Source organism: Leptospira noumeaensis (genome assembly GCF_004770765.1).
Taxonomy (GTDB): domain Bacteria; phylum Spirochaetota; class Leptospiria; order Leptospirales; family Leptospiraceae; genus Leptospira_A; species Leptospira_A noumeaensis.
Genome location: NZ_RQFK01000011.1, coordinates 532872 through 545500, shown reverse-complemented (window position 1 = coordinate 545500; position 12629 = coordinate 532872). Strand labels below are relative to the sequence as shown.

General features: G+C 38.0%; 10 protein-coding genes. 6 read left to right on the top strand and 4 right to left on the bottom strand.

All coding sequences use genetic code 11. The features are described from left to right. Positions 1 to 31: 31 nt before the first annotated feature. Complete coding sequence (locus EHQ24_RS05740; RefSeq protein WP_135600690.1) at positions 32 to 481, bottom strand: DUF1499 domain-containing protein; 450 nt, start codon at positions 479 to 481, stop codon at positions 32 to 34. A 736-nt stretch (positions 482 to 1217) separates the two neighbouring features. On the opposite strand from EHQ24_RS05740, the gene EHQ24_RS05735 reads away from it, so the two are divergent. Then, on the top strand, positions 1218 to 1721 hold the full coding sequence (locus tag EHQ24_RS05735; protein ID WP_135600768.1) for a TetR/AcrR family transcriptional regulator: 504 nt from the start codon (positions 1218 to 1220) through the stop codon (positions 1719 to 1721). 10 nt (positions 1722 to 1731) lie between these two features. Then, positions 1732 to 2820, top strand: a complete 1089-nt coding sequence (locus EHQ24_RS05730) for an alkane 1-monooxygenase (RefSeq protein WP_135600689.1) — start codon at positions 1732 to 1734, stop codon at positions 2818 to 2820. Between the two features lie 98 nt (positions 2821 to 2918). On the opposite strand, the gene EHQ24_RS05725 is transcribed toward EHQ24_RS05730, so the two are convergent. The 3 genes from EHQ24_RS05725 to ispG are packed head-to-tail and all read right to left on the bottom strand — an operon-like array spanning position 2919 to position 7945. After that, positions 2919 to 4160, bottom strand: coding sequence for a hypothetical protein (locus tag EHQ24_RS05725; protein ID WP_135600688.1), 1242 nt, complete (start codon positions 4158 to 4160; stop codon positions 2919 to 2921). Then, positions 4157 to 5845, bottom strand: coding sequence for a DUF2339 domain-containing protein (locus tag EHQ24_RS05720; RefSeq protein WP_135600687.1), 1689 nt, complete (start codon positions 5843 to 5845; stop codon positions 4157 to 4159). The genes EHQ24_RS05725 and EHQ24_RS05720 overlap by 4 nt, the downstream gene beginning before the upstream one ends. A gap of 42 nt (positions 5846 to 5887) precedes the next feature. Beyond that, positions 5888 to 7945: a (E)-4-hydroxy-3-methylbut-2-enyl-diphosphate synthase gene (gene ispG / locus EHQ24_RS05715; protein ID WP_135600686.1), complete on the bottom strand. Its 2058-nt coding sequence runs from the start codon at positions 7943 to 7945 to the stop codon at positions 5888 to 5890. 141 nt (positions 7946 to 8086) lie between these two features. Here ispG and EHQ24_RS05710 point away from each other — a divergent pair, with 141 nt between their 5' ends. The 4 genes from EHQ24_RS05710 to EHQ24_RS05695 are packed head-to-tail and all read left to right on the top strand — an operon-like array spanning position 8087 to position 12611. Then, the gene (locus EHQ24_RS05710; protein ID WP_135600685.1) at positions 8087 to 8371 is read left to right on the top strand and encodes a hypothetical protein; all 285 of its coding nucleotides are present in this window, start codon (positions 8087 to 8089) and stop codon (positions 8369 to 8371) included. Then, entirely contained in the window at positions 8368 to 9444 is a 1077-nt protein-coding gene (gene mutY / locus EHQ24_RS05705; protein ID WP_135600684.1) for an A/G-specific adenine glycosylase, read from the top strand. Before EHQ24_RS05710 ends, mutY begins: the two co-directional genes overlap by 4 nt. A gap of 21 nt (positions 9445 to 9465) precedes the next feature. Then, positions 9466 to 12198, top strand: a complete 2733-nt coding sequence (locus EHQ24_RS05700; RefSeq protein ID WP_135600683.1) for a sensor histidine kinase — start codon at positions 9466 to 9468, stop codon at positions 12196 to 12198. Further along, the gene (locus EHQ24_RS05695; RefSeq protein ID WP_135600682.1) at positions 12195 to 12611 is read left to right on the top strand and encodes a response regulator; all 417 of its coding nucleotides are present in this window, start codon (positions 12195 to 12197) and stop codon (positions 12609 to 12611) included. Before EHQ24_RS05700 ends, EHQ24_RS05695 begins: the two co-directional genes overlap by 4 nt. The last annotated feature ends 18 nt before the right edge of the window (positions 12612 to 12629 follow it).

Sequence of the window (12629 nt, the reverse complement as noted above, 5' to 3'; positions counted from 1 at the left end):
GGTTTGGAAAATCTAAAAATACTTTGTATGATTAGATTTCCAAATCTTTCAGAATTAACTCGATTCGTTTTCGGTTCACACCAAAATCAGATTTTCCTAATCTTGAAGCCGATCGAAAGTGAAGGATTTTGTTTTTTTCATCAAAATAAAATTCCACGTCATCCACATAACGCATGATCAGTGAAGTAAACTCCGCATAAATATAGTTTGTATTTACTTGGATGAGTTTGACTCTGGGTGACTGTTCCAATTTTTCTTTTAAAGATAGTTGTGCCGCGGCCAAGGGTTTTTTATAAGGAACGGAACTTCTATAATGTTCCAAGTCGCTCGGGTCTGCAAAACTACTGACACAGTTTGGAGTTTTGGGACATTCTGCTAGTTTCTCTGATTTGACTCCCAAGGTATCCGGTCTTGTGCCGGTGCAACTAAATAGGAAGTAGAAGAGGGCGGTGGTGGTTAATACGGAAATTTTATGATTCATTTGGTTTTTTCCTTTGCTAAGAGCATGTTCCTAGACTTTCTGTTTGCGATTAGGGAAAAAGTGAGGGATGGGAAAAGGTAAGTCACTTACTTTTTGCAGCCAGAAAAGATTGTTTGTTGGTGTATTGGGAAAGTCACTTTCTTTCTCAGATCAGTGGAATATGAAACTGACTGTCTAAAGAAAGTCAGTTTAATTCGAAAGCCAGTCTCCGGTATAAATCCTGTAAGCAATTGCCCACTTTCCAAGTTGAGCTATTTTGATGCGAAACTTGCTAGAAATAGAAACTCACTTTCTTAAGTAAGCCGGAGTCATTTGAAATCCGCTTTCCAAAGAAAGTTATTAAAATTAGAAATCCGCTCTCGAAAGTAAGCTGCCACCATTGGAAACTAACTTTCTTAAGTAAGCTAGTTTCCTTTTCCCCTCGCTAGCCAGTTGGTGACCCTCATCTCTTGCCAGAATGATCCCCCATTCTTACCTGAACTTTCTTACATTTCTATCCCATTTGGCCCAATTTCCGCAATTGACAGCTAGGAGTGGAAAAGGGATAGGGAAAGAACTAGCCCTATATGGAAATTAGAGAAAAAATGGGAATTTATGTTATGACTTTGAAAAAAGAATGGACAAATTGTGGAATAAGTAATTATTTATATCAATCGTTCGATATAAATAAAAGGTGTTTCTTGTGCCAAAGATAGTCGATCACGATCTTTACCGGGCGGAACTCTTAACCAAGTGTATGCCTATTTTTGTGACCAAAGGGGTGTCTTCAGTTTCGATGCGTGAGTTGTCCAAAGAGTTAGGTGTTTCTACCGGAACTCTTTATCATTACTTTCCAACGAAAGAGATTCTCTTTGAATCCATGGTAAAACAAGTCGTGGCCATTGATGAAAAGGAGATTCGGGAGTTATCAGAAACTCAGTTTAGCCTGGAAGATATCATGAATTTCGTCGCGAAGAGGGAAGATCATTTTATGAATTTGGTTTTGCTCGCAGTGGATGTAAAGAGACAACTGAATGACTCCAATGAATTGGCAGAGTTAGTGGAAGATTCCTTTCATTCGTATCGAACGGCTTTGGATCAATTTTTTCCTTCTGATACAAACGTAAAAGCAGGGAAGGCATTTTTGTCTTTTTTTATTGGAGCTTTGTTTTTGAAAAATAAAGCCACTATAGAAACAGAATGGCCGGAACTATTTGAGGGTTTGGGGAACTTAATGGCATTATTCCAAAGCAAAAAATAAGGAGATAGGTATGACTCTTACCAAACGATTTAGTTTTTTACTTTGTTACGTATTACCTTTGTTAGTAGTATTTTCGGAACAGTTTGGAGGAGTAACTTATTTAATTGTTCCCATTACCGTTTTTATCATTTTACCGTTATTGGATTTATTCGTCGGAAAGGATGATTCCAATCCAAGTGATACAAATTTTCTTAACTTACAAAATGATTCTTTTTTTCGTTATCTAACACAGATTTGGGCTTATCTGCAACTTATCTTTGTAATTTGGTCAGTTTACCGAATTGTTTTATTTCCTCATTCGATTATGGAATTTGTATTATTTGCAATCGCAGTGGGCATTGTCACTGGTGGGATTGGAATTACTGTCGGTCATGAACTTGGTCATAAAAATACCCGTTATGAACAGTTCCTTTCTAAAATGATTTATATGACTGTTTCCTATATGCATTTTTACATCGAACATAACCGGGGACACCATACCAATGTATCCACTCCCAATGACCCAGCCTCCTCGAAAAAAAACCAATCCTTCTACCAGTTTTATCCGCAAACAGTTGTAGGTGCTCTCGAGTCAGCTTGGGAACTCGAAAAAAAACGATTATCTAAGTTGGGACTGGGTGTTTTTCATTATCGAAATGAGATGATTTGGTATTTGGTCATCACAATTCTTTTTTTATTTTGCATGGTAATGTTTGGAACCATACTTCTGGGCGGAGAGATTCCTTTTGAAGTTCTTGGTTTTTTATTATTACAGTCATTTGTTGCATTTTCTCTTTTAGAAATGACAAATTACATTGAACATTATGGTTTGAAACGAAAGGAAGTTTCGATTGGTAAATTTGAGAAAGTATTGCCAGTCCACTCTTGGAATCAAAATTATTTTGTTTCGAATGCTCTTCTATTCCAATTACAAAGACATTCTGATCATCATGCCAATGCCGGTCGAAGATACCAAGCGCTTCGTCATTATGAAGAAGCTCCCCAGTTGCCTTTTGGTTATGAATTAATGATTCTAATTGCATTAGTTCCCCCTCTATGGTTTTCTATGATGAACCCTATCCTGGAATCTTGGGAAAAAAATCAAAACACTACGTCATAAAGTATGAATTAGTAACGATTGTTACGAAGGCTGGTTTAGGGAACCGTTCTATCTCACAAAAAATAAAATACTCTGTGAGATAGAACTGAAATTAGTTCTTATTTGGATTCTGATTCTGTCAAAACGGAGCGTTTTGTTTTTAAAATCGAAAACAAAAGAAATAACAAAGTCGCAACACCTAAATAAAAGAATCCTGTTGCCAAATAACCAGACATAGGTGGGTAGAGTAAACTAAAACTGAAATCGGGATTTTCCACTTCTGATAACAATGTGGCCGTTTTTGCATCATTATTTTTGATTTCATCACCTGTAGGATAAGTGTATGGATCAAAACTTGGTAACCACTGGTATGGGTTCCCGTAGTAAAGGGCATATCCATCTTTGGTTCCATCTGGATTTGCAAAAAAATAAATTTCTTCTAAAGGTTGCACTGTGATTACATTTGTTAAATGTAATGTCTGGTTTTCTCCATCATAAATTTGAATTTCGAATTCTCTGCTGATGGTTTTGGAAAGTGGAATTTCAGCATAAATGCCATCTGCTTTGTTATGACTGATTGTTCCTTCAAATACTGTGTCCCATTCCTTTTTGTCGATTTTCCCACGAACCGTAACTTGGCGTTCCCAGTTTCCCTCTTCAAATTCTAATTTTAAAATTTGAAATGCTGATTGCGATTCGTTAGGAAATGAAAATTTACAGAGGTTTTCCGCCAGTTCAGGATTGGATACCGTGTGTGACTTTTCCCAATAAAGATTTTTGTTTTGTTTGGCTCGAAAAGCAGATGGGAATTTTAAGTCGGAGCCTGGTTCTGCTTCCAATCGAACGAATCTATGTTTTGTTCCACCCAAATCAATTTCGTTTAAAGCCTGATTTCCATATTTGTAGAGAAAAACAGATTTTGATTCCGAAAAGTTATCGGGATTGTCACCTAACTTAAGAGTGACTGACGTTTCATAGTCATAAGAGTTTGTAACGGAAAGTTTGGTATAATTCATTCCTTCCGGTAATTTGGGGAGTTCCAAAACATAAATTTCCAATTCATTTTTTTTGGAAAACAAAAGTTCTGGTTTTACTTTTTCTATATTTTTTGAAATTTCCTCTGCATTCTGAATATGATAAGGAACAATTTCTCCGTTATGGGTGACTCGGAGGTCTCCATAAAATGAATGTTTATAAACTTCTTCATCTAAAGTAAGTTTGACAACTCCTTGGGGAGAAAGAGTCCCTGTGATTTTTAAATCTTTTTTGTATTTAAAATTTTCAACCGCAAGTGGTCGGCTCATAATTTCTGATGCCATAACACTGATAAATAATATTGGGAGTAAATACTTGGTCTTCATTTTGTTTCCTTTTTGAAATGATTGTATAATGTTCCTGTTACGATAAGCGTAACACCTAAGAATAAACCTGCGAGAATTCTGTATCCCAAACTTAAATTCCAGAAATCGTATAAATAGAATTTGATGATCACAAGAGATAGTGATCCAAATCCTACGATTTTTAGTGGTTGGATTCTTTTTAGAAATCCGACTGACAAAGCAATTAATCCATACACAATCAAACTCAGTGTATAGAGGAATAATTTTTTATCTTCAGGGAAACCTAAATGGATTTCAACAAAGGTTCCGAGTAACCAGTAAGGATAAGCTGCGTATAAAAAGACTTTGGCTAAGTCGGAAAACTTTCTGCTATAAAAATAGGAAAGTACGAGATAAACTGAACCTGTGGCAAAAACCAAAAATCTTCCGTTTAAAAATGGAATTTCGTTTATAGAACGATAGGTGAATGCAAAAACATAAAACAATGCAAAAAACCAAACCGGAAAAGCAGCCCAGTACATATAAAGTTGTTTGGAATAGGTAGAAGCAACCGTCACGAGAAAGGCAAAACTGATCAGACTAAATGCTAATAGTTTTCCTGTAGTTCCAATGACGATTAGGCTTACAATAAAGGGAAGTCCGAATAACCCAATCAAATCGTAGATTTTTTTCTTCTCCATACTGAGTTCTGTTTTTCGAATGGAACGTTCATACAATCCGTAAAATAGAATCAGGATTAAACTGAGTAAAAATGGTTTTGCGATTGGATAAAAAACGGAAAAAACCCAGAAGGACTGAATGAATCCAAGTCCAACGGTAAACCCAATTGTGACTAAAGTAAAAATTGGTTCTTTGGATTTTGTAGTTTCAAGTGTTTGGAACTCTCTGAGTAAAAATAATACAAAAACACCTAGTTGAAAAACAATTGGAAAAAATGGTTTTGCATCCACTAAGTTGTCATTGGCCCATCCAACAAAAATTAGGTGGTTTGCGGCGAGTAAAATCAGTGGGATCACTTTCCAACCTGTATCTTTTTTCACCCAAAAGAATAATAAATTCCAAAGGAGTAAATAGGTGAATAAAAAAGGATAGGAGTTTTGGCCCGTGGAAAGAAGTAGGGGAACAAGGAAAGCACCAAAAGAGGCAAACCCAAATAACACTTCGCTTTTTTGTGCATGGGCGATGGCAACTGTTGTTAAACTGATGATGAGTAGTCCAACAAAACATGTTTCTGTGGAATACAAATCATACCATAAATACCCCGAATAATAGGCGGAAAACAAAACAGCAATCCCAAGCCCCAAAAGACTTGGAGAGAGATACGGCCGAGTGTTTCTTACTCGGTATCCATAGAGTAAAATGGGGATGGCGGATATAAGGCCTATCCAAATACGAACTGATTCGTTGATCCAATATTCTTCGATTGCTAAATAGAAAAACCAAATGGAGGCAAGTAATAAGGAGAAAACTCCTAACTTAACAAATAGGTTTTCTCCGATCCATTCCACAAACCAACCTGGGCCATCATTTAATGGAACCTCTGTTTGGTGATTTACGACAGGAATTGGTTTTGGAACAGGTGGGTTAACTTGTTTCTGAGTGACTTTAGGACTCGATAGGGATAAAACTCTTTCTTTTAGAAAAGAAAGCTCCCTTTCCATAGTTTGGATCCTAGTGAGGATCTCTTGGGTTTCTTTTTCTTCCACGGTGGAAATGGTTCACATCCGTGGAAAGAGGGGAACTACTTTTTATTCTGGATCGCTCCACATTCCATTTTCGCGAATGAGTTCAATGAGTTGGTCGGCTGCTTCCACCTCAGACACTCCTTTTTTGACAATTTCTTTCCCTTTGTAGAGATGAACCTTACCAATTCCGGCTCCGACGTATCCAAAATCGGCATCCGCCATCTCTCCAGGACCATTCACGATACAACCCATCACAGCAATTTTCACACCTTTTAGGTGGCCTGTCATTTTTTTGATCATAGCCGTTGTGGATTGTAAATCAAACATGGTTCGACCGCAAGAGGGGCAGGAAATATATTCAGTCTTTGTTAGGCGAAGTCTCGTGGCCTGTAAAATATCAAAACTCAAAACCAGAGATTCGTCTGGTTCTCCGTCCCCAAAAGAGAGGCGCACCACATCTCCGATTCCATCGAGTAAACTCCCGCCCACTTGGATTGAAGAATCATAAAGAAGTTTTTCTTTGTTGTCGGATTTTGTGACTAGAGTGATGGGATAATCTGATTCACTTAAATGAAAAGCTAATTTTCGTATGGTGAGGAGATCTCCGTTTTTAACCGAAAAAATTAAATTTTGAATTTTTCTCTTTTGGGATTCTCTTACAACTTTTTCTACTAACTGGATGTCTTTTGGGTCGATACTCCATTCGATACATCGTTTGTCTTTTGCGAAACGTGTGACAAAATCCAAAAGGTCATCCCATGACTCTTCTGATTCTTGGAAAAAAATACTCGGGTTGATCACCCATTTATGAATGCGATACAGGTCTTCTGCCAAACTATCATATTGGTAGGTGAGTTCTTTAGATAATTCCACAGAAACAGGAAGAGGGAATGATCCTCGTCTGACCATAGTTCCTAGCGAAATCAAATCCATTTCCGATTGGATATCGAAATGAATGATTTCTGGGATTCTCCCCGATTTGGTTTCTCTTTGGATAAGGTTTAGAACTTCTTCTGCGGATTCGGATCCAAAAAATGGAAAACTAATTTCGATTCTCACAGGGGACGTATCCCCCAGTTTTGTTTCTCCCAAACTTAATTCTTTTGAATAGAATCTAGAGTATTGGAAAGGATCACGAAATTCTGTATAGATGGTTTCTCTGTTTTGTGAAACTGAGGCATCGGATGCGGAAGTTAGATTTGCGGAACTAGGTGAAACTGCTAGTTCTTTTAAAAAACTTTCATTGTATTTCCTGACTAATTCTTTCGCAACAGGGATTTCATAAATGGCATCTTCGGTAAGAGATACACGGATGGTGTCACCAAGTCCATCTTCTAACAAACTTCCAATCCCAATAGCAGATTTGATCCTTCCATCCTTTCCATCCCCAGCCTCAGTCACACCCAAGTGTAAGGGATAGTCCATTCCTAAATCATAAAATCTCGAAACTAACATACGATAGGCTTGGATCATCACTTGGGGATTGGATGCCTTCATGGAAACAACAATGTCTTTATAGGAATTTCTTTCTGCGATACGAATAAACTCCAAGGCAGATTCTACCATCCCAAGGGGAGTGTCCCCAAACCTGTTCATAATCCGGTCGGATAGGCTTCCGTGGTTTGTTCCGATCCTCATGGCAACACCCAGTTCTTTGGCACGTAAAACAAGAGGTGTGAATACTTCATCGATTCTTTCTAACTCTTCGTTGTAGTCTTTGTCTGTGTATTCGATGATTTCAAATTTTTTTTTGTCTGCAAAGTTACCTGGATTGATTCGCACCTTCTCAACCCATTCCACAGATTTGAGAGCAACTTGTGGAGTAAAATGAATGTCTGCTACCAATGGAACTTTGAGCCCGAGTTCTTTCATCCTCTTACGAATGTTTGGTAGGTTGTCTGCATCAGCTTGGCTTGGAACTGTTAGGCGAACGATTTCTGACCCAGCTTTTTCTAAATCGGAAATTTGTTTGATACTTGCTTCCGTATCTCTTGTGTTAGATGTAATCATGGATTGGATGCGAATTGGGTTTTTTCCTCCAATTCCAACGTTTCCTACCATCACTTCTCGAGTGGGACGTCTTTTGTAAAAAAATGGCGATTCGTTGTATTTGGTGCTCATTTGAATCTTATGTTCTCATTATCTAGGAAATTAAATTCGAAATTTTGGGCAAGCAGTATGAAAAAAATCTGTGGGTTTCAATTTCCATCCTTTGAAGACCGAAAATCAATTTAGGAAGAAAACCCCTTAGTTTTGGATACGATGAATACTGAAGTAAAACAAGGCCTACAGAGAAAATATAGGGTGCAAGTCACGGTCGCGATCTACCGCGAGGGAAGTTTGTCCTACAAAAGTGAAATCCTCTCGCCTGCCTATTATGACAAACGCCAAGAAGCTAGGGATCATATCCGTCAGGAAATTCGTGAAAGACTGGCTCATTCCAAATTCTTCCGTTCCACTCGTTTGGACTATGATTTAGTTCGGTACACCGAAGAAGGAAGTTGTAATACCTACCTTCGTTATAGCATCCAAGATTCAGAAATTTGAATCCAAAGAAAAAACTCCACGATTGGTATTTAACCCACAAAAGGGATCTCCCGTTTCGTAAAAAAAAACAGGCTTATCCCATTTGGATCTCAGAAGTAATGCTGCAACAAACTCGCGTTAATGCGATGTTGCCTTTGTATGAATCCTTTATCAAACGATTTCCAAATCCTGAATCATTAGCCCATGCCGAAGAAGAGGAAGTTTTGGCAAATTGGAAGGGGCTTGGGTATTACAGCCGTGCTAGAAATATAAGAAAGGCCGCCATCTTATTAGTTCAAAATTATAATGGAGCCTTTCCCAAGGACCTTAACTTAATTTTAAAACTTCCAGGAATTGGAAATTATACTGCAAGAGCCATCCTTTCCATCGCCTACGACCTACCCTTTGCCGTTTTGGATGGAAACGTAAAACGTGTTTTGTCTCGTTATTATGGTTATACTAATAATATCTTAGGGGCCAAAGCAGATACCGACTTACAAAAGATAGCAGATGAGTTTTTAAACGAAGATCATCCGGGAGACCACAACCAAGCGGTGATGGAACTTGGTGCCACCATTTGTCTCCCTGAATCACCTAAATGTCTGTTATGCCCTCTTTCTGAATTTTGTTTTGCTAGAATCCACCAAAAAACTTCAGAAATCCCACTCAGGGTAAAAGACAAAAAACAAATCATCTTAAAGGGTGAGATTTTTGTTCTCTATTATAAAAATTCCATCCTCCTCCTCCGAGAACCAAAGATGCGTTTTTTGAAAGGGATGTTTCATTTGCCCTACGGCTTTATCGGTGAAATTCCCGAAGAAACCTATGAACCGAGTCAGATCTTTTTATCCATAAAAGATTCGAATCCTAGTAAAAACTTAACACCCATTGGAGAGTTCAAACATACCATCACCCACCATAAGATGGGATTTTCCGTATATTCTTATGTTTTGGAAAGTCGGGAATGGGTGGAAGTTCTGGCAAAAAAATTCGGAGTCGAAACTAAGTGGGTGAGTCTTTCTGATTTAGATACAGAGTTTCCTTCTTCCCTCGCTTCCAAAGTAAAAAAGATTTTGCTTTACTTAGAATCCTAGTTCGCTTACGATTCACGGGCCATGGCCGAAATCATTGTTTGGATTGAACGTATCGTTTCAAACATCCCTTTGCCGATTTTAGAGGTTTGGGGTCGGTTCTCTTTTTTATTCGGTTCGATTCTTTCCATTTTTGCTTTTACAGGATTCACATTTAGAAATGGAAAATCTTTCCGCATTTCACGGGAAGTCTGGAATTGGAATCTAACTAGTTTTTATTGGTTTCTCATTACCTTTGTTTCTATCTTTGTCACTGGGTATTTAGGTAGTTCCATTGTTCTCATCCCGGGAGCACAAACTTTAGAGAGCCTGAAAGATTTATCTGTATTCCTTTGTTTGAATTTTTTTGGATTCCCAGCCCTTCTTGCAGTTCCTTTTGCTTATGGGTTATCGGATCTCATTGAAGGAGTTCCTCCTGAATTTTTATGGGACTGGTTGCCTGGTTACTTTATCAATCCCACAATGTTTTGGCTTTCTTACCAAATGATAGGTAAGTCACCTGACTTTCGTAAATTTAGGATATGGGTTTATTATTTTCTTTTTGTTCTATTATTTTTAATCCTTGAACCTTTTTTATGGGGATTTTTATGTTCAGAACAATTTGGAGCAGAGATTTCTTACCATACAATTAGTTCTGCACTACTTTTCACAACAGGGATTACTTGGATCCTTGCTCCTTTTGTCATGTTAGTCACCTTTCCTATTGTTAGGCGGTTTGGCTTTTTTTGGGCAGAACTTCCTGGCCAAATGAAGGAGGTGACCCTTTCTGACCCACAATCCATTTGGAAATCAGGCCCTAAGGAATGGAAAATCCTACAACCCGAATCGGATACTCGAACAGGGATTTCGTTACAGTTATTCATTGTGGCCCCTTTTGTCTTTTTAGTTTTGTTTCTTGTTGGAGTGACTGCTTACGTGACCTTGAAAAATGCAGAAAAATCTGCCTTTCAAATGGTGGAAGTTTTACACAGGCAATGGTCAAAAAATATCAATTTAAGTATGGATCGTTACTTATCGGAACTTCCTAAGGTAACTGGTCACAATTTTAATCCCAAAGACTTAGTCACTGTACTGGATGATTCCAAAGTAAATCCACAAGCTCGTGTTTTTTTGTTAGATGAAAATTTGAATCCTTTGGCATCACTTTCTATGGATCTTGGAAAAACTAGATTACAAGAAACCGTAAGAGTTGAATTAAAAAAATTAGGAAACGAAATCAATACTTCTGAAAAACGATTTAGTTTTGCCATCGTTACCAAAAAACCACTCTCCAGAGAAAATTGGAATGCAATGGTCACCATTTACACACATCCGAATTTAAAAGAAAAAACCTATCTCATCACTTTGTTTCCTTATTCATTTTATTTGAGTGGAGTCATTTCAGGAAATAGTGAATCGGCAATGGTTTTTGCATGGGCCATCTTACTAAGTTTGCTTCTTGCCGTAGTTCTTGCCGAGTTTGTGACAAGGCCCGTATTGTCCTTTGCCAAAGCATCCAAATCATTAGCCAAAGGGCATTGGGACATTCCTATTGGCGAAAGTATGATTGCTGAACTCAAAGATTTATCCGAGGCTTTTCGTTTTATGTCTTCCGAACTCAAACAAAGTTTTGAAAGAGTGGAAGAAAGCCAACGTTTGGTGATGGAAACTAATTCCAATTTAGAAGATAAAATTGGTCAAAGAACAGAAGCACTCATCGAAAGTAATCGTAGCCTTGTGGAGATGATTGAAACAAAAGAAAAAATTCTCATCGATTTACACAAAACACAAACCCAACTTTTACAAAGTGAAAAATTAGCAGCCCTTGGACAATTCGCAGCTGGGATCACACATGAACTGAACACACCTCTTGGTGCCATCACTTCCAGTGTACATACCATGTCTGAGATTCTAAAAAATGATGTGACCAGTTTGCCTGAATTTTTAGAATCTTTGGATGTATCGGAAAGAGAGGACTTCCGACATTTACTGCATATGAGTGTGTCGTTTGGATCTCGTAATTCAGGACTTCTCAATCGTATGGAAAAAAAGGAAAGGTTAGGAATTCTAAATTCTCACCAAATCGAAAATCCGGAAGAGATGATGGATGATTTGGCTTCTCTTGGTATCCTTCAACTGGATGAACCTCTCTTAAAAATTTTAAAAAAACCAAGAACAGGAATCATTCTACAAAATGTTTTGATTTTAGGAAGTTTGTATCGTTTGGTTTATGTTGTACAAACTGCCACAGAAAAAGCAGCCCATGTTGTGAATGCACTCAAACATTATCTTTACACTGATAGGTTGGAAACCGAAACCAACGTCCAAAATGTTCATATTCCTACGGAACTTGATTCCATTCTCACCTTATACCAAACTAAAATTAAAAACGATGTGGAAATTACCAAATTTTATACAACAACTGATGATTGTTTGGCGGAGAGAGACAAACTCAATCAAGTTTGGATCAATATCATTAACAATGCTTTACAAGCTATGGACTATCGTGGTAAATTAAGAATTTCTGTTTCTTCAAATGATGATTCGGTGGTCACTACCATTCATGATACGGGTAAAGGAATTGCTCCTGAAATTCGGGATAAAATTTTCCTACCTTTTTTCACTACAAAAAAACATGGCGAAGGAATTGGGCTTGGGCTTGACATTTGTAAACAAATCGTAGAAAAGATGAGGGGTTCGATTGAATTTTCGTCAGATGAGAATGGAACAGAGTTTAGGGTGTATTTGCCAAAGGCACAAAAAGGGGAACGAGATTGAATTTTACGCAGCTGCAACATGAGAAAAACGCAATTCTTTGCGTTGATGATGAACCCATTCTGCTATTATCCCTCGTACAAGAACTAAAACGCGAGATTGGTGGTGGTTATACCTATGAAACCGCGCAAAATCCCGAAGAAGCCATGGAAGTGATCGATGATCTCTGTAGTTCAGGAGTGGAAGTCATTCTCATTTTATCCGATTGGCTGATGCCCGGAATGCGAGGGGACGAATTTCTCATCCAAGTCCACCAAAAATACCCACAAATCAAATCGATCATGATATCGGGCCATGCCGACCGGGATGCCATCAACCGCGTAAAAGAAGAGGCAAAAACCTACGCCATTTTTTCTAAACCTTGGAACACTCGAGAATTGCTCGATGCTGTTCGTTTCTGTTGCAATTTGACCTAAGTCCCATTTTCTGGACTT